Source organism: Achromobacter spanius (assembly GCF_002966795.1).
GTDB classification, from domain to species: Bacteria; Pseudomonadota; Gammaproteobacteria; order Burkholderiales; family Burkholderiaceae_B; genus Achromobacter; species Achromobacter spanius_D.
Genome location: NZ_CP023270.1, coordinates 2,116,411 through 2,142,800, shown reverse-complemented (window position 1 = coordinate 2,142,800; position 26,390 = coordinate 2,116,411). Strand labels below are relative to the sequence as shown.

The following is a 26,390-nucleotide window of genomic DNA, read 5'->3' as shown; positions in this document are numbered from 1 at the left end:
AAAAATCAGGCAGCAACGGAGGCGGAGCCGGCGGTCTTGGCCGCCACGGCCTTTTCGAGCGCCTGCACGAACATGCCGGCCACGTCGAAGCCGGTCTGTTCGGCGATTTCCACGAAACAGGTGGGGCTGGTGACGTTGACTTCGGTGACGAAGTCGCCAATGACGTCCAGGCCAACCAGCAGCAGGCCGCGGGCGGCCAGCTTGGGCGCCACGGCTTCGGCGATTTCGCGGTCGCGGGCAGACAGCTCCTGCGCGACGCCACGGCCGCCGGCGGCCAGGTTGCCGCGCGTTTCGCCGGCCAGGGGAATGCGGGCCAGGGAATACGGCACGGGTTCGCCGCCGATCAGCAGAATGCGCTTGTCGCCCTTGACGATGTCAGGGATGAAGCGCTGCGCCATGATGGTGCGCGCGCCGTTGTCGGTGAGCGTTTCCAGGATGGCGTTCAGATTGGGGTCTTTGGGCTGCAGGCGGAACACGCCCGTGCCGCCCATACCGTCCAGCGGTTTGACGATGACGTCCTGGTGCTTGTCATGGAACGCCTTGAGGCGGGCCATGTTGCGGGTGACCAGCGTGGGCGCGGTGAACTCGCTGATTTCAGTGATCGCCAGCTTTTCCGGGTGGTTCCGGATGGCCGCGCCGCCATTGAACACGCAGGCGCCCTGCGCCTCGGCGTATTCGAGCAGGTGCGTGGAATACACGTATTCCATGTCGAACGGGGGGTCCTTGCGCATCACGACGGCGCCAAAATCCGCCAGCGGCAGATCCTGCGAGGCGGATTCGCGCCACCAGTCGTGGCCGTGCAGGTCGGCATCGGCGACCAGCTCGATCGGGGTGGTCTGCGCCTTGACGACGCCCGCCTCGATGTAGAGGTCGCCCTGCATGGCCACGCTGAGCGTGTGCCCGCGCGCCACGAGGGCACGCATCATGGCGACCGAACTATCCTTGTACGCCTTGAGCAGCGGCAAGGGATCCAAAACGAACAAAACGTGCATCGCGACACCCTGAACGGACGCCGCCTCCCCTGCTGGGAAGGCGGCTATGCTTTGTGACATCGTAGCGTAGAGCCGGCCAATAAGCGAACCCGCCGGTCACGAGACGGACACGGCGGGTTGCAGGAATGCAAGGCTGGGCCTTGCCTGAACCGGATTCGGCGGGCGCTCAGGCTGCCGATTCGGGCTTGCCTGCAGGCACAGCCTTCTTCTTCGGCGCCAGCACCATGACCATCTGACGGCCTTCGAGCTTGGGCATGGCTTCGACCTGGGCAAGCTCCAGGAGATCGTCGCGCACGCGCTCGAGAACGCGCATGCCAAGTTCCTGGTGAGCCATTTCGCGGCCACGGAAACGCAACGTCACCTTGGCCTTGTCGCCTTCCTCGAGGAAGCGGCGCAGGTTGCGCAGCTTGACCTGGTAGTCGCCCTCGTCGGTCGCCGGACGGAATTTGACTTCCTTGACCTGGATGACCTTCTGCTTGGAGCGGGCCTCGGCTTGGCGTTTTTGCTCTTGGTACTTGAACTTGCCGTAGTCCATCAAACGGCAGACCGGGGGCTCGGCGTTCGGCGCGATTTCCACCAGATCCACGTCGTTTTGCTCGGAAAGACGGAACGCGTCGGCAATCTTGACGATGCCCAGCTGTTCTCCGTCCAGACCTATCAGGCGCACCTCGGGGACGCGGATTTCACCGTTGATGCGATTGGCTTTTTCAGTGGCGATGTTGAAAGCTCCTAGAAATGTTAAGCAGCGCTGCTATCGGGTTGATTGACGTCGCGACGGGTGGCGACGTCTTCGGACAACCGGGACACAAAGTCGTCGAACGGGATGGCGCCAAGGTCCAGGCCGCCCAGTCCACGTACCGCGACAGTGCCGTTTTGCTTCTCCTTGTCGCCGACGACAAGAATGTACGGCACCTTTTGCAGGCTGTGTTCCCGAATTTTACGAGTGATTTTTTCACCACGCAAATCGGACTCTACTCTAAAGCCTTGTTTTTTCAGGCTTTGCGTAATTTCGGCTGCATAATCGGCCGAAGGTTCGGAAATGCAGCATACAACTGCTTGCACCGGAGCCAGCCAGGGCGGCATGGCGCCGGCGTGGTTTTCGATCAACATGCCGATGAAGCGCTCGAGCGAACCGAGGATCGCACGGTGCAGCATGACCGGCGGACGGCGCTGATCGTTCTGGTCCACGTACTCGGCGCCCAGGCGCACGGGCATCGAGAAATCGACCTGGATCGTGCCGCACTGCCAGTGACGGCCGATGGCGTCCTTCAGCGTGTATTCGACCTTCGGGCCGTAGAAGGCGCCCTCGCCCGGCGAGATTTCGAATTCGCAACCCGTGCGCCGCAGGCTTTCCATCAGGGCAGCTTCGGCCGTGTCCCAGACTTCGTCCGTGCCGATGCGCTTTTCGGGGCGCGTGGCGACCTTGTACAGGACTTCGGTAAAGCCGAAGTCGCGGTAGACCTTTTGCAGGAGCGCCGTGAAATCGGCGCATTCGTCCTGGAGCTGTTCTTCGGTACAGAAAATGTGGCCGTCGTCCTGCGTGAAGCCGCGCACGCGCATCATGCCGTGCAGCGAGCCGGAGGGCTCGTTGCGGTGGCACTGGCCGAATTCGCCGTAGCGCAGGGGCAGTTCACGGTAGGAATGCAGGCCGGCATTGAAGATCTGCACGTGGCCCGGGCAGTTCATGGGCTTCAAGCCGTAGACGCGGTTTTCGGACTCGGTCGTGAACATGTTTTCACGGTAGTTGTCCCAGTGGCCGGTCTTCTTCCAGAGCGAAATATCCAGGATCTGCGGCGCCTTGACTTCCTGGTAGCCGTTGTCGCGGTACACGCTGCGCATGTATTGCTCGACCTGCTGCCACAGGGCCCAGCCCTTGGGATGCCAGAAGATCAGGCCCGGGGCCTCGTCCTGGAAGTGGAACAGGTCGAGTTCGCGGCCGATCTTGCGGTGGTCGCGGCGCTCGGCCTCTTCGAGCATGTGCAGGTAGGCTTCCTGTTCTTCCTTGGTTGCCCAGGCGGTGCCGTAGATGCGCTGGAGCATCTCGTTCTTGCTGTCGCCGCGCCAGTAGGCGCCGGCCACCTTCATCAGCTTGAAGACCTTGAGCTTGCCCGTGGACGGCACGTGCGGGCCGCGGCACAGGTCGATGAAATCGCCTTCGCGGTACAGGCTGAGCGGCTCGTTGGACGGGATCGAGGCGATGATTTCCGCCTTGTACTTTTCGCCGATGCCCTTGAAGAATTCGACGGCGTCGTCGCGCGACCATTCTTCGCGCGTGACGACTTCGTCTTTCTTGGCCAGTTCGGCCATCTTCTTTTCGATGGCGGCCAGGTCTTCCGGCGTGAACGGGCGCTTGTACGAGAAGTCGTAGTAGAAGCCGTTGTCGATCACGGGGCCGATGGTGACCTGGGCGTCAGGGAAGAGCTCCTTGACGGCGTAGGCCAGCAGGTGGGCGGTCGAGTGGCGGATCAGATCCAGGCCGTCCGCGTCCTTGGCCGTCACGATGGCCAGACGGGCGTCTTCCGAGATGCAGAAACTGGTGTCGACGAGCTTGGATTCCGAGCCGTCGAACGTCACGCGGCCGCCCAGGGCGGCCTTCGCCAGGCCCGTACCGATCGATTGCGCCACTTCGGCGACCGTTACCGGTCCCGGAAATTGGCGCTGCGAACCATCGGGCAATGTGATCTGTACCATCGGGAGTGCTTCCTGGGGTTCTTGGAACTGAAAAACGAAAACAGAAACGAAAAACGCGGCCTGGTAGCCGCGTTCATTTGATTGTCTTGATGAGTCCTACCGCTGACCTGACACGGTGAAACCCGACGCACGAAAAAACTAACGCGACATGGGGCGAAAGTTCCGGGTCGTAGTTCGTGCGGGCGGGAAAAACATGTTTGGGCCTGTTGGTGCGCGCAATGCGAGGCGCGGATCAAGGTGCAGCAAAACAAATGCAGCCGAAAAAGCTGCATGGATCGTTGCCGATTGTAGCACCGTTTGCGCGCTGCCCGTGGTGAAAACGCCACGGAGGATTGCAGGGAGCGCCAGGGGGCCACGGTGAGATGTTTAGCGCTGGTGGATCGGTCTGATTTTGGCCCGTTTTGCGACCCAAACGCGCGCCGAACACGTAATCTGCCCACGAATTTCAGGGCCGCGCACGGAAATGCGCCAGCGACCGCCGCCTCGTGGCCGCGCGGATCGCCCTAGACCCCAATCCGATCGTGGAGCAACGATGAATCGCGTTTCAGAGACTGCAAGCCAGATGACCGGCGGCTCGCTTCACGGCCCGCTTGTCGCGCCGGCGGACGGCCTTGAAATCCAAAAGCACCTGTTGTTGTCGCGGCCGCCGCCGGTCATCCGCGTCGCGGTCCTGGACGACCATCCCGTGGTTGCACTGGGCATTGGCGCGTTCCTGGAAAGCCGCCCGGGCTTTCATGTGGTTCACCGCGAAACCTCGGCACGCGCGCTGCTCGAAAAACTGGCGAAGCATCCCTGCGATGTCGCGCTGATCGACTTCTATCTGCCGCTGGAACCCGTCGACGGCGTCAATTACCTGCGGCGGGTGCGCCGCTATCACCCCAACATGGCGGTCATCACGTTCTCGGCCGGCAACCGCCAGGAGACCGAGTACGCGGCCTATCGGGCCGGCGCCGCCGGCTACCTGGCAAAGCAATGGGGTCTGGTCCTGCTGCCGGACATGATCCGCGGCGTCGTCGAGGCCAAGACGCCTTTCCTGACGGTTGAAGACGGAGAAATCCGCGGCATGGAGCCGACGGCCCCGCACGCGCTGCTGACGACGTCGGAAGTGGAAGTGCTGCGTCACATCAGACAAGGCCTGTCGGTGACCCAGATCGCGGGGCGGCTGGTGCGCAGCAAGAAGACGGTCAGCACGCACAAGCGCCGCGCAATGCGCAAGCTGGGGCTGTCCGATGATCTGTCGCTGGCGCTGTACCTGCGCGACAAATTTGCAGAATGAAGGCGCGGCCCCTTCGGGCCGCGCGAGCGATCAGATGATGCGGGAGTACGTGGCGGTGGGAATGGCCGAGCGCAGGTATTTGTCGAAGGCCATGGCCACGGCCCGCACGAAGTACCAGCCCAGGCCGGTGACCCGCAGCTCGCCCAGGTGCAGATTCACCAGACCCAATTCGGCCAGGCTGGCCACCTGCGAGAGTTCGCGGCTGAAGTAATCGCCGAACTGCAGGCCATGCTTGGCCTCGATGCGGGCAAAGTCCACGCGGCCCTGGCACATGATGTCCATGATGACTTCGCGGCGGACCAGATCGTCGGGGCTAAGCGCCAGGCCGCGTTCGACAGCGAACTTTCCGGATTCGATGGCCGCGTAGTATTCGTCGAGAATCTTGGCGTTCTGGCTGTAGGTGTCGCCGATGCGGCCGATGGCCGACACGCCCAGTGCGACGAGGTCGCGGTCCGGTTGCGTGCTGTAGCCCTGGAAATTGCGGTGCAGTTCGCCGCGCTGCTTGGCAATGGCCAGCGCGTCGGTGTTCAACGCGAAATGGTCCATGCCGATATACGTGTAGCCCTGCCCCAGGAAGCCCTGGATGGCGGAACTGAGCAGGCCGACGCGCGTGGCGCGGTCCGGCAGGTCGGCTTCTTGAATGCGGCGCTGCGGCTTGAAGCGCTCGGGCAAATGCGCGTAGGCGTAGAGCGCGATGCGGTCGGGGCGCAGTGAGATGACTTGCTCAATGGTCCGGGCGAAAGATTCGGTGGTTTGAAGCGGCAGGCCGTAGATGAGGTCCACGTTGACCGACGCGTAGCCCAACGCCCGCGCGCTGTGCATCAGCGCGGCAACGTCTTCGTACGATTGGACCCGGTGCACCGCGACCTGCACCCGTTCGTCGAAATCCTGCACGCCGAAGCTCAGGCGGTTGAAGCCCAATTGCTGCAGGAAAGCCAGACGTTCGGGCGTTGCGGTACGGGGGTCGACTTCGACGGAAATTTCGGCATCGGGCTCGAAGCGGAAGGCGCCGCGCAGGTCGCCCATCAGCCGCGCCAGTTCTTCGTTGGACAGGAACGTGGGGGTGCCGCCCCCAAAATGCAGCTGCGACACCGGCACGCCCGGCCCGAGTTCCTGCACATGCAGGGCGATTTCGCTGGATAGCGCATCCAGGTAGCGGGCGGCGCGGTCGTGGTGGCGCGTCACCACCTTGTTACAGGCGCAGTAATAACAGACCGATTCGCAGAAAGGGATGTGTACGTAGAGCGACAGCGGCTCGGCCGGACTGGTTGCGCGCCGCTGCTGCAGGGCGAGGCGGTAGTCTTGCTCGCCGAAGCTGCCGTGATAACGGTCTGCGGTGGGATACGACGTGTACCGCGGCCCGTTCTTGTCCAACCGGGCCAGCAGTTGGGGTGGAAAAAACGGCTCGGCGGTGGCGGGCGCCGGCGATTCCGAAGATTGAGGGCGTAGAGCGGCTTGCATAACCCGGATTATTCGCCTGCCCCGCCCCCCGCACATTGATCTTGCGCAAACGGCGAGCACCGTGTCTGCCGCGGGGCAAAGTTTTCCCGTGCGTGCCTGCCGCAGACCCCGCCCCGTAAAATGCCGCGATTCCCGCAGCAAACAAGGATCAAGCAATGGAAACCGAACTGGAAGGCCGCCTGCTGGCCATGCGCCAGGCGCTGGCGATCGCGATCGCCCTGTCGACCCGCAGCAGCCCCCAGGCCACCGACATGGCGCTGGAACTCCTGGGCGACCTGAAGACCAATCTGGACAACACGCCGGCGGATAGCCCGTTCGGCAAGCCGGAATGGGTGGTGGGCGCGCATGACGAACTGGACGGCATCGCCCGGCTGGTGCGCGCCTTCACGCAGACGCCCGAGCCGGACGACGACGCCTGACTGGCCTGACCACCAGACGAACAGCGGGAGTATCCCTCACATCGTTTTCCCTGAAAGCGGCGGTTTCCCCTTTTGTTTCAAAGGCGAGGTGCCTATATTGGTGGCCTGACCACCAGGCCAACCCTTTGTGCAGACCGCCCGATGAGCACCTTCCAAGCCGTCGCTGTCACCCGCCTGTATCGCATGATCGCCGACCAGATCGCGGGACGCATCCGGGCCGGCGACTTCCCGCGCGGCCGGCGGTTGCCATCGGAACGGGATCTGGCCGAACAGTTGCAGGTCAGCCGCGCGTCGATCCGGGAAGCGCTGATCGCGCTTGAGATCGAGGGCTACGTCGAGGTCCGCGTCGGCACCGGCGTATTCGTGGCCGACAAGGAAGGCGGCGGTGCGGCGTGGGCCGCCGGACCGAACGCCAGTGCGGCACAAAGCGCCGACGACATCGGGCCGTTCGACCTGCTTGAAGCCCGCCTCATCATCGAACCCGAATGCGCCGGCATGGCCGCCCAGCACGCCACGCCCGCCCAGCTTGCGGCGATTCTCGCGGCGCATGAGGGCATGTCCTTGACGGATTCGCCGGGACGGCACGACCGAGAGTTTCACGGCACGATCGCCGCCGCCTGCGGCAACGCCGCGCTGGCCGCCGCGGTGGGCCATCTGTGGAACCTGACCCAGTCCAGCTCGGTGTACCGCCGGATGCAGGACTACTTCGTCGACGCCAAGGTGTGGGCCGTCGCCCACGCCGAACACCAGCGCATTCTGAACGCGATCGTGGCGCGCGACCCCATCCGGGCGCGCCACGCCATGCACGCACACCTGCTTGGCATCCTGGCGCGTCTGCGCGAGGATTTTGGCGACGTTTCCAACCCCCGAGGCGACCTATGACGACATCCACCCTGTCCATCAACGGCAACCGGCTGTGGCAGTCCCTGATGGATCTTGCGCAGATTGGCGCGACGCCCAAGGGCGGCAACTGCCGCCTGGCGCTCACCGCGCTCGATGGCCAGGGGCGTGATCTGGTGACCGGCTGGATGCGCGATGCCGGCATGACGGTGCGCGTGGACCAGGTGGGCAACATCTTTGCCCGGCGCGCGGGCCGCGACGACAGCCTGCCGCCCGTCATGACGGGTAGCCACATCGACACGCAGCCCACGGGCGGCAAGTTCGATGGCTGTTATGGCGTGCTGGCCGGGCTTGAAGTCATCCGCACCTTGAACGACGCGGGCGTGCAGACCGAAGCCCCGCTGGAAGTGGCCATCTGGACCAACGAGGAAGGGTCGCGCTTCGTGCCCGTCATGATGGGATCGGGGGTATTTGCCGGCAAGTTTCCGTTGGAGACCGCGTTGTCGGCCCGCGACGCGCAGGGCATCAGCGTACGCGACGAGCTTGCCGCCATCGGGTATGCGGGCGCCGATCCCGTGGGCGGCCGCCCGGTCGACGCGTACTTCGAGGCGCACATCGAGCAGGGCCCGATCCTGGAGCACGAGGAAAAGACCGTCGGCGTGGTGACGGGATCGCTGGGCCTGCGCTGGTACGACGTCACGGTGACCGGCATGGAAATGCACGCCGGTCCGACGCCCATGGCGATCCGCCGCGACGCCCTCTTTGCCACCAGCTTTTTGCTCCAGGCCGTCGTGAACATTGCCAACACCCACCAGCCGCACGGACGCGGGACCGTGGGCGAGATCCACGCCCATCCGGGCTCGCGCAACGTGATCCCGGGCCAGGTGCGTTTCACCACCGACCTGCGCCACGAAGACGAGGCGACTTTGACCCGCATGGACCAGGACTGGCGGCGCGTCTGCGACGACATCGCGGTCGCGCACGGCGTGCACGTCGACGTGAAGGACGTGCAGTATTTCCCGCCGACGCCATTCGATACGGATCTGGTCGACAAGGTGCGCAAGGGCGCGGCGAACCGCGGCCTGCCCGCCATGAACATCGTCACCGGCGCCGGACACGACGCCGTCTACATGGCCGCCGTCGCGCCTACCGCCATGATCTTCGTGCCGTGCAAGGACGGCATCAGCCACAACGAAATCGAAGACGCCCGGCCCGAGCATCTGGAGGCCGGATGCAACGTCTTGCTCGACGCCATGGTGGCGCGAGCCAATGGCGCCAGTTAGCGCCCGGAGTGATTTGCCCAAGCCGTAGCCAGCACGCCTGATTCGTCCAACAAAAATGCAAAGGGGAAAAACTTGCAGCCGGACATTCACCGCACCGTAGCCGCCGACGCAGCCGCGTCCACCAACGCCAGGGACACAGACGCCCCGGCGAAGCACCACTAATTTCTCCGCATTGGTGCGCGGCGCCTTAACCAGCACCTGAACGAAGCATTGTTGCAGCAGCTCCATCCGCAGTACCCGAGAAACGCAGGTGGCATGAGGTTTGCTTGATTCGGCACGGCATTCGCCGCGTCCGAGCGGCCGCCTGTCCGACCCTTTCCAGCCCGGAGGCTCGCAGTGAAATCGAAAAACTGGTTTTCCCTAAGCATCGGCGCAATGGTCCTTGCGGCCGCGCTGCCCGCCACGCAAGCGTTGGCCCAGACCAAGGGCGGCACGCTGAACATGATCGTCCAGCCCGAACCGCCGGTCATCGTGACGGCCATCAATCAGCAGGGGCCGACGCAATTCGTCGCGGGCAAGATCTACGAAAGCCTGCTGACCTACTCCACCGACTTGAAGCCGCAGCCTGGCCTGGCCAAGTCCTGGGAAGCTGCAGCGGACGGGCTGACCTACACCTTCCATCTGCAGGACAACGTGAAGTGGCATGACGGCAAGCCCTTCACCTCCGAAGACGTGGTGTTCTCGCTGGCGGAGATGCTGCCCAAGACCCACGCGCGCGCCCGCGTCATCCTGAACAAGTTCGTCGATTCCGTGACGGCGCCGGACGCCAAGACCGTGGTCATCAAGCTGAAGACGCCGTTCCCGGCCTTCATGCTGATGTTCGAACCCGGCTTTGCGCCCATGATGCCCAAGCATCTGTACGCCGGCACGGACTACATGACCAACCCCGCCAACCAGAAGCCCGTGGGCACTGGCCCCTTCATCTTCAAGGAATGGAAGCGCGGCGAATACATCAAGCTGGCGCGCAATCCGGACTACTGGAAGCCGGGCAAGCCCTATCTGGATGAGCTGGTGTTCAACGTGATTCCCGATGCGGCCTCGCGTGCCGTGGCGTTCGAGCGCGGCAGCGTGGACGTGCTGCGCGGCGGCGACGTGGACAACGTCGACATCAAGCGCCTGCGCGGCCTGCCCAACGTGGAATACACCACCGCGGGCTGGGAGATGTTCTCGCCGCAGGCGTACCTGATCTTCAACATGCGCAAGCCGCCCTTCGACAATCTGAAGGTGCGTCAGGCGGTGATGGCGGCCATGAACCGCAACATGGTGGTCAACAACATCTTCTTCGGCCTGGGCAAGGTGTCGACCAGCCCGTTCGTGACGACCGAGATGTTCTACGACAAGAACATGCCGCCGATGCCGTTCGACATGAAGAAGGCGCGCGCGCTCATCAAGGAATCGGGCATCAAGCCGGGCGACTACACGATCCGCCAGTTGAGCTTCCCGTACGGCTCGACCTGGGACCGGCTGGGCGAATACACCAAGCAGGCGCTGGAGCAGCTTGGCTTCAAGGTGAACGTGGAATCGACCGACGCGGGCGGCTGGGCCAGCCGCACCGGCAACTGGGACTTCGACCTGACCACCACCTTCACCTACCAGTACGGCGACCCCGCGCTGGGCGTGCAGCGGTTGTACATCTCGTCGAACATCGTCAAGGGATCGCCCTTTGCCAACGTGCAGGGATACAGCAACCCCGAGACCGACAAGCTGTGGGAGGCCGCCGCCTCCGAGGTCGATCCGGCCAAGCGCCAGGAACTCTACACCAAGATCCAGACGACGCTCGTGAACGAAGTCGCCAATGGCTTCCTGGTCGACATGGAGTTCCCCACCCTGTCTCGCGCCAACGTGAAGAACCTGGTCAAGACCGCCATCGGTCTGAACGAGTCGTTCGACGACGTCTACATCGAGAAGAAGTAAGTGCTGCCAGGATGCTGCCGTGGGTTCGCCCGCGGCAGCGCCCGGCTGCGCGATGGGCCCGCTTGCCGCCGGCAAGGCCCGTCCTGAAAGGACCCGAGCATGAGATTCCTGTCTTTCCTGCTTTCCCGCGTCGGCAAGGCCCTGGTGGTGGTGCTGGGCGTGGTGATCATCAATTTCTTCCTGATACGGCTGGCGCCCGGCGACCCCGCCGCCGTGCTGGCCGGCCAGGCCGGCGCGGGCGATGCCGCCTACGTGGACCAGTTGCGCGTCGCCTTCGGGCTGGACAAGCCGATCCTGACGCAGCTCCTGCTGTATCTGAAGGGCGTGGTGCAGCTGGACCTGGGCTTTTCGTACCGCAATCACGTGCCGGTGCTGGACCTGATCGTCGAGCGGCTGCCCGCCACCTTCCTCCTGATGTCGTGCGCCTTCGTGTTTTCCATCGTGCTGGGCGTGTTGCTGGGCGTGGTGGCGGCCAAGGCGCGCTACCGCAACAAGCGCCGCTGGATCGACAGCTCGGTGATGACCGGCGCCCTGCTCCTGTACGCCACGCCGCTCTTCTGGCTGTCGCTGATGGGCATCCTGCTGTTTTCGGTGGTGCTGGGCTGGCTGCCGGCATTCGGCATGGAAACCGTGGGCGCCAACCTGACCGGCTGGGCGCGCGCGGGCGACATCGCCCTGCACCTCATCCTGCCGACCGTGACGCTGGGCTGCTTCTTCATGGCCGTCTATGTGCGGCTGACCCGCGCGTCGATGCTGGAAGTGATCGGCATGGACTTCGTGAAGACGGCCCGCGCCAAGGGCGTGAGCCCCAGCCGCGTGATCCGCGCGCACGTGCTGCGCAACGCGCTGCTGCCGGTCATCACATTTGCCGGCATCCAGCTTGGGCAGATGGCGGGCGGCGCGGTCCTGACCGAAACCGTCTTCGCGTGGCCCGGCATCGGACGCCTGATGTTCGACGCCCTGCTGCAACGCGACTACCAGCTCCTCTTGGGCATCTTCCTGGTCACTTCCATCATGGTCGTCGTCTTCAACCTGTTGACCGACGTGCTGTACCGCCTGATCGATCCGCGCATCGGCGCGGGTGCGCAGCAAGGAGCCTCCGCATGAAGTCATTTGCCCAACGCTACATGCGCAATTACGGAGCGGTGGCCGGCCTGATCATCATGCTGATCGTGGTGGCCGTGGCCCTGGCGGCGCCTCTGCTGTATGAGGAATCGCCGTGGATGATGGTGGCCGATCCGCTGATCCCGCCCTTCACCAATGCGGACTATCCGTTCGGCACGGACATGCTGGGACGCGACATCACGGCGGGCCTGGTGTGGGGCGCGCGCGTATCGCTGATGGTGGGCCTGCTGTCGACCGCCGTGGCGCTGCTGTTCGGCATCCTGGTGGGTTCGGTGGCCGGTTATTGCGGCGGCCGCGTGGACGACGCGCTGATGCGATTCACCGAGTTCTTCCAGACCATTCCGCAACTGGCCATGGCCGTGGTGCTGGTCGCCATCCTGAGTCCGTCGGTGTACTCGATCATGGGCGCGATCGCCGTGGTGTCGTGGCCGCCGGCCGCGCGCCTGGTGCGGTCGGAGTTCATGACGCTCAAGCAGCGCGAGTTCGTGCAGGCGGCCATCGTCATCGGCCAGACGCCAGCGCGCATCGTGGGCACGCAGATCCTGCCCAACGCCATGTCGCCCATCATCGTGTCGGCCTCGTTCATGGTGGCGACCGCCATCCTGACGGAATCGTCGCTGTCGTTCCTGGGCTTGGGCGACCGCAACCTGATGAGCTGGGGCTTCATGATCGGCGCGGCGCGCACGATGATCCGCGAAGCGTGGTGGATGAGCGTGTGGCCCGGTGTCGCCATCCTGCTGACCGTGCTGGCCATCAACCTGATCGGCGAAGGCCTGAACGACGCCCTCAACCCGCAACTGCGCAAGCGCGGCGAATAGGAGGCCGGCATGACTGAAACCCCAGAATCGACGCCGCTGCTGTCCATCCAGAACCTGACGATCGCGCTGCCCAAGGGCGGCGACCGCCCCTATGCAGTACAGGACGTCTCGTACGACATCCGCGCGGGGGAAATCCTGTGCATCGTCGGTGAATCCGGGTCGGGCAAGTCCATGAGCGCCAACGCCATCATGGGGCTGCTGCCCGACTACCTGACACCGCAGCAGGGGCGCATCCTGTTCCGCGGCCAGGATCTGCTGCAGCTGGAGGAACCCGCGCTGCAGGCGATGCGCGGCAAGGACATGGCGATGATCTTCCAGGAGCCGCTGTCGGCCCTGAACCCGCTGATGACGGTGGGCGAGCAGATCAGCGAGGTGATGCGCGTGCATGACGCCTATCCGGGCGCCGAGCGCTTGAAGCGCACGCTGGAACTGCTGGATTTCGTGGGACTGCCGGATCCGGCGACGCTCTATCACGTGTATCCGTTCCGCCTGTCCGGCGGCCAGCGCCAGCGCGTGATGATCGCGATGGCGCTGGCGCTGGAACCCGCCCTGCTGATTGCGGACGAGCCCACGACCGCGCTGGACGTGACGACGCAGGCGCAGATCCTGGCGCTGATCGCGCGCATCCAGAAAGCCAAAGGCATGGGCGTGATGTTCGTCACGCACGACTTCGGCGTGGTGGCCGAGATCGCCCATCGCGTGGCCGTCATGGAGAAGGGCATCCTGGTCGAGCAAGGTCCGGCCGACGACGTGCTCAACCGTCCGCGCCATCCGTATACCCAGCGCCTGATCGCGGCGGTGCCGCACCGGCGCGGCGAGGAACGCGCCGGGATCGCGGACGACCGCCCGGTCCTGGAAGTGAAAGACCTGAAAAAGACCTACGTGATCGGCCATGGCTGGCTGGGCAACAAGCGCGAGGTGCATGCGGTGGACGGCGTGAGCTTTGCCGTGCGGCGCGGCGAAACGCTGGGAATCGTGGGCGAATCCGGATCCGGCAAGTCCACCATCGGCAAATGCCTGCTCAAGCTGGTTGGCATCAATGGCGGCCAACTGCTGTTCAACGGGCAGGACATCGCCACGCTGCCCGAGTCGCGCTTTCGGCCGATGCGGCACGAGATCCAGATGATCTTCCAGGACCCGTTCGCCTCGCTCAACCCCCGGCACACCGTGGGCCGCATCATCAGCGACGGCCCCGTCGCCAACGGCGTGGCGCGCGCGCAGGCCGAGGCCCGGGCGCGCGAGCTGCTGTCGCTGGTGGGGATGGACCCGTCTGCGTTTGATCGGTATCCCAACCAGTTTTCGGGCGGGCAGCGCCAGCGCATCGGCATCGCGCGCGCGCTGGCGCTGGAACCCAAGGTGCTGGTGGCCGACGAATCGGTGTCGGCGCTGGACGTGTCGGTGCAGGCGCAGGTGCTGCAACTGCTGCACGACCTGCAGCAGCGGCTGAAGATTGCGCTGGTGTTCATCACCCACGACCTGCGCGTGGCGGCGCAGATCTGCAATTCTGTGCTGGTCATGCATCGCGGCAAGGTGGTCGAGTACGGATCGCCCGCGCAGATCTTCGACAATCCGCAGCACGCGTACACGCGCCAGCTGATCGCCGCGGTGCCGGGCCAGCATTGGGACCCGACCAAGGCGCAGGCCGCCTGACCGCAATCCCGTCATCGCCATTCAGGAGAACCCCTTATGCAACGCCCTCCCGCAATACCCACCGTGCAGATCGACAACGAGCTGGTCACCGTCACCGAGTGGCGCTTCCCGCCGGGCGGCGAGACGGGCTGGCACCGGCATGGCATGAACTACGTGGTGGTGCCGCAAACCACCGGGCCGCTGCTGCTGGACACGCCCAACGGCCAAGTCACCAGCCAGCTCACCACCGGCGTGGCGTACTACCGGCCGGTCGGCGTGGAGCACAACGTCATCAATCCCAGCGACACGGAATTCGTGTTCGTCGAGATCGAACTGAAGCGGGCATGAGCTCCGCGCATCTGGCATTGACCGGGACGGTCTGAGCGAGGATATCCATGAAGGCGTTTTTTTCCGAAGAACAGTTGCTGCATTCGCCCCGCCAATTCATGCGGCTGGGCCGCATCAGCGCCCCCACCGACCTGCCATCGCGCGCCGAGAGCCTGCAGCAGGCGCTGGCGGCGCGCGGCATCAAGGTCGAAGCGCCGGCCGACTACGGCCGCAAGCCGCTCGAACACGTCCACAGCACGGATTACCTGGACTACCTGGAAACGGCCTTTGCGCGGTGGCAGGCCCTGAAGGCGCCGGGCGTGGATCCCGGCCCGGAAGTGCTGCCCAACCTGTCGCCGTACTACAACGGCCGCATCGATGCCGCCGGGCGCGGCCCCTGCCCCTCACCGTCCATCGTGGCGCAGACCGGGTACTACCTGAGCGATCTGTCCTGCCCCATCGGGCCGCAGACCTGGCGCTCGGCGCTGCGGTCCACCCATAGCGCGCTGGCGGCGGCGGACCATGTGGCGGGCGGCGGCGGCGTGTCGTACGCGCTGTGCCGGCCGTCCGGCCACCATGCCCATCGCGACCGCGCGGGCGGCTTCTGTTACCTGAACAGCAGCGCCGCCGCGGCAAGCCGGCTGCTGCAGACGTGGTCCAAGGTGGCGGTGCTGGACGTGGATGCCCACCACGGCGACGGCACGCAGAACATCTTTTATCAGCGGCCGGACGTGATGACCGTGTCGCTGCATGCCGATCCGGCCGGGTACTACCCCTTCTACACCGGCTACGCGCACGAACGCGGGCACGGCGCGGGCGAAGGCTTCAACCTGAACCTGCCGCTGGCGCACGGCTGCGGCAACCCGGAATTCCTGCAGGCGCTGGATACGGCGCTGGACGCCCTGGCGGGCTATGCGCCCGAGGCGCTGGTCCTGCCGCTGGGGTTCGACACCTACAAGGACGATCCCATCAGCGTGCTCCGGCTGGACATCGACGCGTACCGCGACATCGGCGAGCGCGTCGCCAGCCTGGGCGTGCCGACGGTGGTGGTGCAGGAAGGCGGCTACATGGTCGAGGCGATCGGGCCGGCGCTGGATGCGTTCCTTGAGGGCTTTGGCCGTGGCGGCAAATGAAGGCGCGCGCCAGACCGGCATTCTGCTGTTCTTCGCCGCGCTGGTGGCCTTTGCCACCTTCGACGCGGGCGCCAAGCAGTTGCTGGAACGCTATCCCGCGCCCTTCCTGAACGTGATGCGCTACCTGGCGGTGGTGACGCTGGCGATGGGCATGCTGTGGCGCCACGGGCGCGGCCTGCGGCTGCGCGACGCGCCGGAAAAGCCGCTGCTGGTGCTGCGCGGCGTCATGCTGGCCACGGTGGCGACCTGCTTCATGACCGCGCTGATCTGGATGCCGCTGTCCGAAGCCACCGCCATCTACTTCACGGCGCCGCTCATCATGGTGGCGCTGTCGCCGTGGATGCTGGGCGAACGCGTCCGCCCGGCGCAGTGGGGCGCCGTCGCCGCCGGTTTTGCCGGCATGCTGCTGATCGTGCGGCCCGGCGGCGACCTGCCCCTGCTGGGCACGGTGCTGATGGCGGTGTCGGCCGTCAGCTACGCGATCTTCCAGGTGCTGACGCGCAAGCTGTCGAACAAGGTGCCGGGGCCGGTGCAGTATGCGTACACGGCGTACATCTGCCTGATCGTGACCGCGCTGCCCGCGCCCTTCTTCCTGCCCGACCCCTGGCCCGGCGCGGCGGACACCGCCATCATCCTTGCGCTGGGCGCGTGCAGCGGCCTGGCGCAGATCCTGCTGATCGCCGCCTTCCAGCGCGTGCCGGCCGCGACGCTCGCGCCCCTGAACTACTTCCAGCTGCTGCTGGCGCTGGGCTTCAGCACGTTCTGGTTCCAGCGCCCGCCAGACGCGCTGGCGCTGGCGGGCATGGGGCTGATCATCGCGGCCGGGGTCTTTCTGGCGCGGCGCCCGCTCAGAACTCCATCGACGCCGACAACATGAACGTGCGCGGCGCGCCCAGCGCCAGGCTCGACAGCTGAGGCATGCCCCAGTACGCCTTGTTCGTCAGGTTGTTGATGGCCGCGCGCAGCACCACCGGGCGGTCGGCCACCCGCGTGGCATAGCGTGCGCCCACGTCGTACGTGGTTCGGCCGCCCACCGACAGCGAATTGTCCGCGCTGATGTACTGCTTGGACACCGAGGTCGCGTTGGCGGTCAACGTCAGCCCCTGCACCACCGGCACGTCCCATTCCACGCCGAGCTTGCCCTGCAGCCGGGGGATGCCGGTGGCCTGCTTGCCCTCATTGGCCGCGACGGCGGCTTTGGTGACCTTGGGATCGATGTAGGCAACGCCGCCAATCAGGCGCACGCCGCGCATCGGCTCGCCGAAAAACCCCCATTCCACGCCTTGGTTGCGCTGCTCGCCGCCGAACGAGAACACGTTCGTGACCGGGTCGGTGTAGCTGCTGGGGCGGTTGATTTCAAACAGCGCCAGCGTATGGGTGAAGTCGCCCAGGTCGACCTTCAGGCCGATCTCCTTCTGCTTGGTCTTGAAGGGCGCAAAAAGCTCGCCCGCGTTGGCCGCCGTGGCGGGCGCGGACTGCCCCTTGGAGAGACCCTCGATATAGTTGGCGTACACCGAGATGTTGTCCGTGACCTTGACGAGCAGCGCGGCGGCGGGCGTCGTGGCGTGCGCGTCATAGCGGCTGGTGCGCGCGCCGGTGGCAACGCTGAAGCTGTCGGTGCGGACCTCCTGGCGGCGCGCCCCCAGCGTCAGTTGCACCCGGTCCTCGGCAAAGGACAGGGTGTCGGCCAGGCCATAGCTGATCATGCGCGTCTTGCTGTGCATGATCGGCGGAAAGACGCCGGCGGGCGCCGGCCCCCAGACCGGGTTGTAGATGTTGGTGACCCAATCCGCGCCGGGCACCGAGCGGCGGCCGTAGTCGTGCTGGTCGTCGGAGTAGTACGTGGCGTTCAGCACCCACTGGTGCTTGATCGCGCCGGTCTGCAGCTTGCCGCGCAGGCCAGCGTCGCCGGAGGTCTTGTCCACCTCCATGTTGAGCTGCCCCATCGACGTGCGGAAGTCGCCCGCGTCGTTGAACACCTGCGCCGACATGGCGCCGCTGTAGGTGTATTCGGAGCGGCTGGTGCCGATGGCCGCGTACGCCATCAGCTTGTCGGTGACGTCGAATTCGCCGCGGATCATGGCGCCGCGATCCTGATTCTTCACGTAGGCCCAATCCGGGTTCAACAGGGTTTCGGGCTTGGGCGGCTTGGGCACGCCGATGCCGGGCGCCAGGTTGATGCCGCGCGTCACGCCGTCGATGCGCTCATCGGTGTCGTACAGATCGGCGGAGATGCGGACCCGCTCGCCGCGCCAGTCCAGGCCCAGCGACGCCAGTTGCGCGCGCTTCTTCTGGTCGTCGACCGGGCCGTCGCCGTTGCGGTACATGCCATTGAACCGGATGCCGAACTGCTGCTTCTCGCCGAAGCGCCGTCCCATGTCCAGGTGCCCGCCGAATTGCGAGTCCGACATGTAGGTGGCGGTGAGGCGCGTCAGGGGCTCGGCGCCGGCGCGCTTGGACACCAGATTGACCGTGCCGCCGACCGAACCGCCGGGAGGCATGCCGTTCAGCAAGGCGGACGGGCCCTTCAGCACCTCGATCCGCTCGAACATCTCGGGCGAGGTCCGATAGTACGGCGCCATGCCGGCCAGTCCGTTGAACGTCATGTCGGTGGTGGCGGAAGCAAAGCCGCGGATCGAGTAGTTCTCGCTCCACGCGCCCGACACGCCGTTGCTGAAGACCGACGGGTCGGTGCGGGCGATGACATCAGTGATGTCCTTGGCCTGCAGGTCCTCGATGTACTTCTCCGTGTAGTTGATGACGGAGAACGGCGTGTCCATGAAGTCCTTGTCGCCCAGGAAGCCCACGCGGCCGCCGTACGTGACCTGACCACCGGCGTACGGCGTTGCGGGCGCCTCCTGCGATTCGGCCTGGCCCGTGACCGTCACCGTGGGCAGGGTCTTCACGCCCGCCTCCTGCTGCGCCCAGGCGGGCGCAGCAGCCACGGCGCCCAGCGTGAGGCCGAACACGGCGGCAATGAGAGGGTTCAGGGAAAAGGCGGGCTTTGCCTGCCCGGCCAGCGGCGAAGGACGTGCGACGCGGCCGCTATGGCGACGTTTGCTCATGGAATGCTCCGTTCAGTTGAGCTGGGGACCGCCCGGCAATCCGGGCGACTGGGAATCATTTACGTTTGAATCGGCAATGACGCGCGGGGCGTCGCGAAGCATCAGTTCCGGTAAGGCCTCATGACTTCGTCGATCATCAGATGCAGCGACTTCACGCTGGCGGCGGTGACGTACCAGGCTTCGGCGTCGGCAAAGACCACGCGGCCGTCGCGCCACGCGGACGTCTGGCGCAGCAGCGGGTTGCCCAGCGTCTCGGCGTTCAGGGCCGGGCGGCGTTCCATCACGGCAGTGCGGTCGACCACGTAGACGATGTCCGGGTTGGCCTGCTGGATGAATTCGCTGGAGACCGGCTGGCCATGCAGGCCGCCATCGGCCAACGGACTGGCGGGCTTTACGCCCAGCGCCTTGAAGATGAAGCCGTAGCGGGATTGCACGCCGAACGAGCTGAAGGCGCCGTTGTTGTGCAGCACGACGAGCGCCGTCTCCGGACGGTCGCGGATCAGCGCGCGCGCCTCCTCCACCTTGGCATCCAGACCGGCGGCCTTCTGGCGCGCGAGGTCTTCCTTGCCGAAGATGCGTCCCAGCGTCAGCAGATGGTCCTTCACGATCTCGATGTGATCGGCCTGGCTGTCGCGGTAGTCCACGTCGAAATGGATGGTGGGCGCGATCTGGCTCAGCTCTTTGTAGTGGTTCGCCTGCAGCGAGGTGATCAGGATGAGGTCCGGCTTGGCCGCGTATACGCGCTCCAGATTCGGCTGGACGATGGCGCCCATGTCCTGCACTTCGGGCGCGTCGCGGTAGCGGGCCAGAAAGTGCGGCACGAAGTCCTTGGGCATGCCCACGACGGGAACGCCCAGCTCGTCCAGGAAGTCGACTTCGTTCATGTCCAGGGCCACCACGCGCTGCGGCAGCCGGTCGATCACGGTCTCGCCCAGCTTGTGCTTGACGGTGATGGGGGCATAGGCATTCTGCGATGGTGCATTCGCGGGTGCGGCGGGTGCGGCGGGTGCGGCGGGTGCGGCGGGTGCGGCGGGTGCGGCGGGTGCGGCAGCCGGCGCCGAGACGGCCTCGGGCGCGTCCGTGGCTTGGCCGCAGCCGTGCAGCGCCGACGTTGAGGCCATCGCGGCGGCAAGCAGCAGCGCCCTCGGCCAGTGCGACAGGATCATTTCAGTTCTCCAGGAGGATTGAAGTAGTTGCACAGGCGGCCGCGATCACCCTGCGTGATCTCGAAGTCCAGCCCGTACAGTTCGCGCAGCCGGTCTTCGGTCATGACCTCGTGCACCGCGCCCGCGCACTGCACCGCCCCGCCCTTCAGGGCAACGACGTGGTCGGAATAGCTGGCTGCGAAGTTGATGTCGTGCACGACCAGAATCACGGTGCGACCGTGCTCGTCGCACAGGCGGCGCAGCGCGCGCATGATCTGCACGGCATGCCGGATGTCCAGGTTGTTCAGCGGCTCGTCCAGCAGCACACAATCGGTCTGCTGCGCGATGGTCATGGCCATGAACGCCATCTGACGCTGGCCGCCGCTCAGCTCGTCCAGGTACGCGTGGCGCAAGGGCTCCAGTGACAGAAACGCGATGGCTTCGTCGATTGCCTGCCGGTCCTGCGGCGTCAGCGCGCCACGGCTGTAGGGAAAGCGCCCGAAGGCCACCAGGTCTTCCACCGTGAGCCGCAGGTTGAAGTCGGGCGATTGGCGCAGCGTGGCGACGCGCCGTGCGTAGTCGGCGCGGCGCATGTCCGCCACGCTGCGGTTGCCGATGAAAACGCCGCCCTGCGTCGGCGCCAGCAAGCGCGCCATCATCATCAAAAGCGTGGTCTTGCCCGCCCCGTTCGGCCCGATCAGCGACGTCAGCCGGCCTTCGGGAAACTGCAGGCTCACGTCGTGCAGGACGGTCTTCGCCCCGTGGCTTTTTGAGAGATTTCTGGTCGTGATCATGCGGTGCCCCGCGTGCGCGCCATCAGCGCGAGAAACCAGCCGCCGCAGACCAGGTTGACCAGGATGCCGACGGTGGTCTTGTAGTTGAAGATGTGCTCGACCGCGAGCTGAGCCAGGATGAACATCCCGACGGCGATGGCGCTGCCGGTGGCCAACGTGACGCGGTGCCGGCGCGTGCGCGCCAGCGCATATGCGGTGTTGGCCACGAAGATGCCCATGAACGCCGTAGGTCCCAGCAGGCTGGTGGAAACGGCGACCAGCACCGCGATCAAGGCCAGGTGCAGTTGCACGGCGCGCGGATGATCCACGCCCAGCGACATGGCCTGGTCCCGTCCCAGCGACAGGACGTCCAGCGTCGGCAATTGTCTGCGTCCGGCCAGGCATATGGCGGCGACGATGACAGCGGATGCCAGCAATTGCGCCGGCTCGGCCTTACCGAACGAGGCCTGGGTAAAGCCGAGCAGGATCGAGAACTCGCCCGGACTGGTCTTCAGTTGCACGAACTGCGTGAAGGTGCCGATCACCATGGTCAGCACCAGTCCCACCAGCAGCAGGAAATACACGTTCTGCCTGCCGTGGCGGAACAGCCAGCGATGGAGAATCCACGAATACGCCAGCATCACCAAGACTGAGACCAGGAAGTTGCCGTTCGGCCCCAGCAGCACCAGGCTTTGCGTGCCCAGCGCCAGGATCATCACGGACTGCAGCAGCAGATAAACCGCCTCGTAGCCCATGATGGCGGGCGTGAGGATCCGGTTGCCGGTCAGGGTCTGGAACACGATCGACGACCACGCGATGCAGACGCCGCCGATCACCATGGCCGCCAGCCGCGCGAGGCGTTTGGGGATGACGTAGTCGAAGTCCAGCCCCGACCGGAAGAAAACGAACACCATGGCCAGCACGATGACCGCCAGCCACAGGACCTTTCGGGAAGCGGCGCGTCTCATCGGTGCTTCCACATAATCAGCGCCAGGAACAGGACGCCGCCCACGCCCCCCGCCGTCAGGCCGATAGGCACTTCGAACGGATAAATCAGCACGCGTCCCAGGATGTCGCAAGCCAGCAGCAGCGACGCGCCGCCCAGCGCCACGACGGGCAGCGTGCGGCTCAGGTTGTCACCGTAGTGAAGCGCGACCAGATTGGGCACGACCAAACCAACGAATGGAATAGCCCCAACCGTGATGACCGTGGCCGACACCGTGACGGCCACCAGCATCAAGCCCAGCGCGACGGTGGCCGGATAGTTCAGTCCCAGGCTTGCGGCCATGTCCTCGCCCATGCCGGCCACCGTGAAGCGGTGCGCGTACAGGTAAGTCAGCACGACGATCGGCAGGATCAGAAAGATGATCTCGTAGTTGCCCTGCACGATCTTGGAGAAGTCGCCCAGCAGCCAGCCCTGCATGCTTTGCAGGACGTTGTTGCGGTAGGCATGGAATTCGGCCAGCGCGCTCAGCACGCCGCCAAACATAAGACCCATCACGGGCACCAGCACCGTGTTCTTGAACCGGATGCGGCGCACGATCATGACGAAGGCCAGGCTGGCGGCAAAGCAGAACGCCAGCGCAAACGCCATCCGCCCGCCCGGCCCCATCGACGGCGCCACCGTCAGCGCAACCAGGATGCCGAGCTTGGCGGCGTCCAGCCCGCCGCAGGTGGCCGGTTCGACGAACTTGTTGCGCACGATGTGCTGCAGGATCACGCCGCACACCGACAGGCCGACGCCGGTCAGCACCAGCGCGGCCAGCCGAGGCAGGCGACTCGCGGTCAGCGTCAGCCACGCGTCGCCCGACAGCGTGAACAGCTGCGTCCAGGCCAGCTGCCGCGCCCCGACCAGCAGGGACGCGCCGCACAGTGCGACGAACAGCACCGACAGCCCGGCACGCATCAGACGCGGTCTCCGGCAATGCGCCAGCCCTTGGCGGCCTGCCGCTGCGCCAGGAATTGCGCATACCGCCCGCCGCTCGCGCGCAGCGCCGCCGGCGCGCCCGCTTCGACGACCCGGCCGTCTTCCAGCACCGCGATTTCATCGGCCATCGCGACCGTCGACAACTGATGCGCGATGACCACCAGCGTCCGCTTGCCGCGCAGCCGCGCCAGCGTGTCCGCAATGACAGCCTGGTTGCCCGCGTCCAGCGCCGCGGTGGCCTCGTCCACCAGCAGGATGGGCGCGTCGCTGATCAGCGCACGGGCAATGGCGATGCGCTGGCGCTCGCCACCGGACAAGCGCGTGCCGCCCTCGCCCACCGGCGTGTCCATGCCATGCGGCAGGCGCGCGGCGATCTCGTCCACGCCCGCTTCCCGCGCGGCTTGCAGGACATCGGCATCATTGCTGCCCGGCCGGCCGGCGCGGATGTTGTCGGCGATGCTGCCGGTAAAGAGATAGGTGTCCTGGAAAATCTGGCTGATCTGGCTGGCCAGCTGCGCGCTGGCGATCTGCCGCACGTCGACGCCGCCAACATGCACGCTGCCTTGCGTCACGTCGAAGAATCGCGCGATCAGCCGCGCCAGCGTCGTTTTGCCGGACCCGGATGCGCCGATCAGGGCAATCATGGTGCCCGGCGCGATACGCAGGCTCACGCCGAGCAGCACGTCCGGCGCATCTTGCACGTAGCGAAAGCGCACATCGCGCAATTCGATGGATGCGTCGCGCGGTGTCTGCGGGGCGGCGGGCTCGGGCAGCGGCGCCACGGCAAAGAGCGCGTCGATCTCGCCAAGCTGCGCGCGCGCGCCGCGCAGGACCTCGCCATAGCCGGCAACCTCAAGCAAGCCGTCGATGTAGCGGACAGCCAGCAGCATCGCGACGATGGCCGCCACCACTTCGCCGGTTGCAGCGCCAGCGCCCAGCAGGCCGTTGAGCCAAAAGGCCGCCGCAAACAGCAACCCGGCAAAGACGGCCTGCACCGCCCAGACGTTGAGCACGGCCGCGGCGGCCGATAGCCAGATCAGGCGCACGCCCGATTGGCGCTGCGCGTCGAGCGATTGCTCGAAACGCTGCATGCCGCCGCCTTCCGCGCTGAACGCGCGCAGCACCGACTGCGCCTGGGCAAACTCCACCACGCGCTGGCTGGTGTCGGCAAAGCGCTGGTGAAAGGCCGTGTCGGCACGCCGCGCCAGCCGCGCGGTAAGCGCCAGCACGCCCGCCAGCAGCGGCAGCGCCGCCAATGCGATCAGTCCCAACAGCCAATGCTGCGCGAACAAGGCCACCGCAAGCACAAGGGGTGCGGCCACGCCTGCAATGAGCGGAGTGAAGACGTGGGCGGGCAACTGGGCCACGCTCATCATGCCCTGCGTGACGACATGGCCGAGACGCGCGGTGTTGTGCGGCGTGAACCAGCCCACCGGCAAACGCGCCACATGGTCGCCCAGCCGATGACGGCCGCCTTGCAGAATCGCGACGCCCACACGCACCCCCGCACGCTCGACCGGCAGGCGCAGCGCCGCGCAGCACGCCACCCCGGCGAGCAGCACGGCCAGCCACGGGATGGCCTGGCGTGCATCGCCGGTCAGCAGATGGGTGAGGAGCGGCGCCGTGGCCGCCATGGTCAGCCCGCAGGCCAGCCCATAGGCGACGGCCAGCCACGCGTAGCGGCGCAGCACGTGAACCTCATTGCCAAGCAGACGCACCAAGGTCTTCAGCATGCCGGCTCCTCTTGCGGCGTGGCCATCGCATAACCCCCCTGCTCCCAAAGCCGCGCGTAGCTGCCGCCTTGCGCCAACAGCGCGTCGTGCCGCCCCTGTTCGGTAATAGCCCCGTCCTCCAGCACCAGGATGCGATCCGCATGCACCACCGTGTCCAGCCGGTGCGCAATCACCAGCAGCGTGCGCCCCTTGGCAAAGCGCGACAGCGCTTCCTGGATAGCGGTCTCGTTGCCGGCGTCGGCCGCCGCCGTGGCCTCGTCGAGCACCAGCACCGGCGGGTCGAGCAGGACGGCGCGCGCGATGCTCACGCGCTGGCTTTCACCGCCGGAGAACTGTGCGTCTTCGCCGATCACGGCGTCGTAGCCGCGCGGCAAGGTCAGGATGCGTTCGTGGATGTTGGCGGCTCGCGCGGCCGCCTCGATTTCCTGCTGGCTGGCGCCGGGCCGGCCCAGCGCGATGTTGTCGCGCACGCTGGCGTGGATCAGCCGCACCTCTTGCAGCACGAAGCCGATGCGCCGGTAAAGCTGGGCGCTCTCGATCTGGCGCAGGTCCGCGCCGCCGAGCGTGATGCGCCCTTGTGCCGGGTCGAAGAACCTCAGCAGCAGACGAGCCAGCGTGGATTTGCCCGCGCCGGACGGGCCGACGATGGCGGTCACCGTGCCGGGCGCCAGCGTGAACGTGATGCCGGACACCGCCTCGTGGCCATCGCCGTAGCGGTAGCCCACGTTTTCAAACCGGACTTCGTGGCCTTCGGGAAGTTGTCCGCACCCAGCCGGCGGCGTCTCCAGAACCGGCGTATTCATAAGCGCCAGCACACGCTGCGCCGCGCCCTTTGCGCTGCCCAGATCGTGCAGCAGCGTGTGCAGCAGGAGCATCGGCGCGCAGATGCCTGGCGCCACCAGCGCGAAAGGCAGCACGTCTAGCGGCGCCATCCAGTCCAGCGCTACGAACAGCGCGCCCGCGCCGAGCACCACGCCCAGAACCGTCACCGGCGCGATCAGCGCGTGCGCCCGCGCCATCGCCGCGACCAGCGGCCGGGTGAAGTCGGCAAAGGCCGCGGCAAAGCCGTCCACGGCGTCCCGGTAGCCGCGATGCGCCTTGCCGGCATCGCCAAACGCCTTGACCTCCGGTATGCCGTTGACGAATTCGACTGTCGCGCCGTTCAGGCGGCCAAGGCGTTCCATGAACACCGGCATGTTCGCGCCGCCGGCCTTCATGGCGCGACGCAGAAAGAGGAAGAAGCCCGCGAACGGCAGCAGCGCCACGATGGCAAGGCGCCAATCCTGCGCGAACAGGTAGGCCGCCGACGCCAGGATCGCGCCCGCGGCGCGCCCCGTCGCCGTGAAGAAATGCGCGGTGAGGCTATGCAGGGTAGCGATGTCGTCCTGCAAGGCCTGCTTGACCTCGCCCGACGCCCGATCTGTGAACCAGCCCAGTGGCGCTTGGGCCAACCGCCGCGCGCCGGCCACGCGCAGGTGATGCGTGATCCGGTTGTCTGCCAGGTGGGCGGTCAGTTCGCCGGCGGACACCAGCGCCAGGCCGATGAGCAGGCAAGCAATGGCGGCGGCGACGCCCCACCCCATTCCCGGCCCGGGCATCGTTGAAGCGGGACCCTCCAGGACAAGGCGGGCGATGTGCGCGATGGCGGCCAGCGGCGCCAGCGTAAGCAGGGTGCCCACCGCGGCAAGCGCGGCTGCGGCAATGAGTTGCCCGCGGATCGGGGTCAACACCAGATTGAGCGGGCCGGGCTGTCGAAGGTGGGCCGGCGCGGCTCCGGAAGTGCTCATGAACGAAGTACCAGGACAGAGTTGATAATTATTTGCATCACTATAAACTAAA

22 protein-coding genes are annotated in these 26,390 nt (G+C 66.1%); 11 read left to right on the top strand and 11 right to left on the bottom strand.

Annotated features, from left to right (window positions below):
- Positions 1-5: 5 nt before the first annotated feature.
- The 3 genes from gshB to thrS form a co-directional block, all read right to left on the bottom strand.
- On the bottom strand, positions 6-992 hold the full coding sequence (gene gshB, locus CLM73_RS09530) for a glutathione synthase (RefSeq protein ID WP_105238227.1): 987 nt from the start codon (positions 990-992) through the stop codon (positions 6-8).
- Between the two features lie 166 nt (positions 993-1,158).
- Complete coding sequence (gene infC, locus CLM73_RS09525) at positions 1,159-1,710, bottom strand: translation initiation factor IF-3 (protein ID WP_076812461.1); 552 nt, start codon at positions 1,708-1,710, stop codon at positions 1,159-1,161.
- A 20-nt stretch (positions 1,711-1,730) separates the two neighbouring features.
- Entirely contained in the window at positions 1,731-3,683 is a 1,953-nt protein-coding gene (gene thrS / locus CLM73_RS09520; RefSeq protein WP_105238226.1) for a threonine--tRNA ligase, read from the bottom strand.
- A gap of 562 nt (positions 3,684-4,245) precedes the next feature.
- Between thrS and CLM73_RS09515 the strand changes: the two genes are divergently transcribed.
- Entirely contained in the window at positions 4,246-4,959 is a 714-nt protein-coding gene (locus CLM73_RS09515) for a response regulator transcription factor (RefSeq protein WP_105238225.1), read from the top strand.
- A 30-nt stretch (positions 4,960-4,989) separates the two neighbouring features.
- Here the strand turns inward: CLM73_RS09515 and hemN are convergent, their stop codons facing one another.
- A complete protein-coding gene (hemN, locus tag CLM73_RS09510) occupies positions 4,990-6,420 on the bottom strand; it encodes an oxygen-independent coproporphyrinogen III oxidase (protein ID WP_105238224.1) in 1,431 nt (476 codons plus the stop codon).
- A gap of 155 nt (positions 6,421-6,575) precedes the next feature.
- On the opposite strand from hemN, the gene CLM73_RS09505 reads away from it, so the two are divergent.
- From CLM73_RS09505 to CLM73_RS09460, 10 genes are all read left to right on the top strand, one after another.
- Positions 6,576-6,839, top strand: a complete 264-nt coding sequence (locus CLM73_RS09505; protein WP_105238223.1) for a hypothetical protein — start codon at positions 6,576-6,578, stop codon at positions 6,837-6,839.
- A gap of 141 nt (positions 6,840-6,980) precedes the next feature.
- Positions 6,981-7,721, top strand: a complete 741-nt coding sequence (locus CLM73_RS09500) for a FadR/GntR family transcriptional regulator (protein WP_105238222.1) — start codon at positions 6,981-6,983, stop codon at positions 7,719-7,721.
- Positions 7,718-8,962, top strand: a complete 1,245-nt coding sequence (locus CLM73_RS09495; RefSeq protein WP_105238221.1) for a Zn-dependent hydrolase — start codon at positions 7,718-7,720, stop codon at positions 8,960-8,962. The genes CLM73_RS09500 and CLM73_RS09495 overlap by 4 nt, the downstream gene beginning before the upstream one ends.
- A 336-nt stretch (positions 8,963-9,298) precedes the next feature.
- On the top strand, positions 9,299-10,876 hold the full coding sequence (locus tag CLM73_RS09490) for an ABC transporter substrate-binding protein (protein ID WP_199778272.1): 1,578 nt from the start codon (positions 9,299-9,301) through the stop codon (positions 10,874-10,876).
- A 99-nt stretch (positions 10,877-10,975) separates the two neighbouring features.
- Positions 10,976-11,983 carry an ABC transporter permease gene (locus CLM73_RS09485; protein WP_105238219.1) on the top strand — a complete coding sequence of 336 codons (1,008 nt, stop codon included), beginning with the start codon at positions 10,976-10,978 and terminating at the stop codon, positions 11,981-11,983.
- On the top strand, positions 11,980-12,819 hold the full coding sequence (locus CLM73_RS09480; protein ID WP_105238218.1) for an ABC transporter permease: 840 nt from the start codon (positions 11,980-11,982) through the stop codon (positions 12,817-12,819). Before CLM73_RS09485 ends, CLM73_RS09480 begins: the two co-directional genes overlap by 4 nt.
- Before the next feature lie 9 nt (positions 12,820-12,828).
- Positions 12,829-14,469 carry an ABC transporter ATP-binding protein gene (locus tag CLM73_RS09475; RefSeq protein WP_105238217.1) on the top strand — a complete coding sequence of 547 codons (1,641 nt, stop codon included), beginning with the start codon at positions 12,829-12,831 and terminating at the stop codon, positions 14,467-14,469.
- Between the two features lie 36 nt (positions 14,470-14,505).
- Positions 14,506-14,796, top strand: coding sequence for a cupin domain-containing protein (locus CLM73_RS09470; protein ID WP_105238216.1), 291 nt, complete (start codon positions 14,506-14,508; stop codon positions 14,794-14,796).
- Positions 14,797-14,843: 47 nt separating this feature from the next.
- Positions 14,844-15,908 (top strand): histone deacetylase family protein, encoded by a 1,065-nt coding sequence (locus CLM73_RS09465; protein WP_105238215.1) that lies wholly within the window; start codon positions 14,844-14,846, stop codon positions 15,906-15,908.
- Positions 15,871-16,785 (top strand): DMT family transporter, encoded by a 915-nt coding sequence (locus tag CLM73_RS09460; protein WP_105238214.1) that lies wholly within the window; start codon positions 15,871-15,873, stop codon positions 16,783-16,785. The genes CLM73_RS09465 and CLM73_RS09460 overlap by 38 nt, the downstream gene beginning before the upstream one ends.
- Here the strand turns inward: CLM73_RS09460 and CLM73_RS09455 are convergent.
- The 7 genes from CLM73_RS09455 to CLM73_RS09425 all read right to left on the bottom strand — a co-directional run bounded on the left by CLM73_RS09455 (position 16,757) and on the right by CLM73_RS09425 (position 26,338).
- Positions 16,757-18,973: a TonB-dependent receptor gene (locus CLM73_RS09455; protein WP_105238213.1), complete on the bottom strand. Its 2,217-nt coding sequence runs from the start codon at positions 18,971-18,973 to the stop codon at positions 16,757-16,759. The two genes, CLM73_RS09460 and CLM73_RS09455, sit on opposite strands and share 29 nt — an antisense overlap.
- A 101-nt stretch (positions 18,974-19,074) precedes the next feature.
- The gene (locus CLM73_RS09450) at positions 19,075-20,139 is read right to left on the bottom strand and encodes a siderophore ABC transporter substrate-binding protein (protein ID WP_105238212.1); all 1,065 of its coding nucleotides are present in this window, start codon (positions 20,137-20,139) and stop codon (positions 19,075-19,077) included.
- Positions 20,136-20,912, bottom strand: coding sequence for an ABC transporter ATP-binding protein (locus CLM73_RS09445; protein ID WP_105238211.1), 777 nt, complete (start codon positions 20,910-20,912; stop codon positions 20,136-20,138). Before CLM73_RS09445 ends, CLM73_RS09450 begins: the two co-directional genes overlap by 4 nt.
- Positions 20,909-21,859, bottom strand: coding sequence for an iron chelate uptake ABC transporter family permease subunit (locus CLM73_RS09440; RefSeq protein ID WP_105238210.1), 951 nt, complete (start codon positions 21,857-21,859; stop codon positions 20,909-20,911). The genes CLM73_RS09445 and CLM73_RS09440 overlap by 4 nt, the downstream gene beginning before the upstream one ends.
- Complete coding sequence (locus CLM73_RS09435) at positions 21,856-22,797, bottom strand: ABC transporter permease (RefSeq protein WP_105238209.1); 942 nt, start codon at positions 22,795-22,797, stop codon at positions 21,856-21,858. Before CLM73_RS09435 ends, CLM73_RS09440 begins: the two co-directional genes overlap by 4 nt.
- Positions 22,797-24,551 carry an ABC transporter ATP-binding protein gene (locus CLM73_RS09430; protein WP_105238208.1) on the bottom strand — a complete coding sequence of 585 codons (1,755 nt, stop codon included), beginning with the start codon at positions 24,549-24,551 and terminating at the stop codon, positions 22,797-22,799. Before CLM73_RS09430 ends, CLM73_RS09435 begins: the two co-directional genes overlap by 1 nt.
- Positions 24,545-26,338: an ABC transporter ATP-binding protein gene (locus CLM73_RS09425; protein ID WP_105238207.1), complete on the bottom strand. Its 1,794-nt coding sequence runs from the start codon at positions 26,336-26,338 to the stop codon at positions 24,545-24,547. Before CLM73_RS09425 ends, CLM73_RS09430 begins: the two co-directional genes overlap by 7 nt.
- Between the last annotated feature and the right edge of the window lie 52 nt (positions 26,339-26,390).

Bases quoted from the DNA above. Each gene is read 5' to 3' on its own strand.
- CLM73_RS09440 (WP_105238210.1), bottom strand. From the start codon at position 21,859: ATGAGACGCGCCGCTTCCCGAAAGGTCCTGTGGCTGGCGGTCATCGTG.
- CLM73_RS09465 (WP_105238215.1), top strand. From the start codon at position 14,844: ATGAAGGCGTTTTTTTCCGAAGAACAGTTGCTGCATTCGCCCCGCCAA.
- CLM73_RS09425 (WP_105238207.1), bottom strand. From the start codon at position 26,338: ATGAGCACTTCCGGAGCCGCGCCGGCCCACCTTCGACAGCCCGGCCCG.
- CLM73_RS09435 (WP_105238209.1), bottom strand. From the start codon at position 22,797: ATGCGTGCCGGGCTGTCGGTGCTGTTCGTCGCACTGTGCGGCGCGTCC.
- CLM73_RS09470 (WP_105238216.1), top strand. From the start codon at position 14,506: ATGCAACGCCCTCCCGCAATACCCACCGTGCAGATCGACAACGAGCTG.
- CLM73_RS09455 (WP_105238213.1), bottom strand. From the start codon at position 18,973: ATGAGCAAACGTCGCCATAGCGGCCGCGTCGCACGTCCTTCGCCGCTG.
- CLM73_RS09505 (WP_105238223.1), top strand. From the start codon at position 6,576: ATGGAAACCGAACTGGAAGGCCGCCTGCTGGCCATGCGCCAGGCGCTG.
- CLM73_RS09480 (WP_105238218.1), top strand. From the start codon at position 11,980: ATGAAGTCATTTGCCCAACGCTACATGCGCAATTACGGAGCGGTGGCC.
- CLM73_RS09500 (WP_105238222.1), top strand. From the start codon at position 6,981: ATGAGCACCTTCCAAGCCGTCGCTGTCACCCGCCTGTATCGCATGATC.
- CLM73_RS09450 (WP_105238212.1), bottom strand. From the start codon at position 20,139: ATGATCCTGTCGCACTGGCCGAGGGCGCTGCTGCTTGCCGCCGCGATG.
- CLM73_RS09495 (WP_105238221.1), top strand. From the start codon at position 7,718: ATGACGACATCCACCCTGTCCATCAACGGCAACCGGCTGTGGCAGTCC.
- CLM73_RS09430 (WP_105238208.1), bottom strand. From the start codon at position 24,551: ATGCTGAAGACCTTGGTGCGTCTGCTTGGCAATGAGGTTCACGTGCTG.
- CLM73_RS09460 (WP_105238214.1), top strand. From the start codon at position 15,871: ATGCGTTCCTTGAGGGCTTTGGCCGTGGCGGCAAATGAAGGCGCGCGC.
- CLM73_RS09515 (WP_105238225.1), top strand. From the start codon at position 4,246: ATGACCGGCGGCTCGCTTCACGGCCCGCTTGTCGCGCCGGCGGACGGC.
- hemN (WP_105238224.1), bottom strand. From the start codon at position 6,420: ATGCAAGCCGCTCTACGCCCTCAATCTTCGGAATCGCCGGCGCCCGCC.
- gshB (WP_105238227.1), bottom strand. From the start codon at position 992: ATGCACGTTTTGTTCGTTTTGGATCCCTTGCCGCTGCTCAAGGCGTAC.
- CLM73_RS09485 (WP_105238219.1), top strand. From the start codon at position 10,976: ATGAGATTCCTGTCTTTCCTGCTTTCCCGCGTCGGCAAGGCCCTGGTG.
- thrS (WP_105238226.1), bottom strand. From the start codon at position 3,683: ATGGTACAGATCACATTGCCCGATGGTTCGCAGCGCCAATTTCCGGGA.
- CLM73_RS09445 (WP_105238211.1), bottom strand. From the start codon at position 20,912: ATGATCACGACCAGAAATCTCTCAAAAAGCCACGGGGCGAAGACCGTC.
- CLM73_RS09475 (WP_105238217.1), top strand. From the start codon at position 12,829: ATGACTGAAACCCCAGAATCGACGCCGCTGCTGTCCATCCAGAACCTG.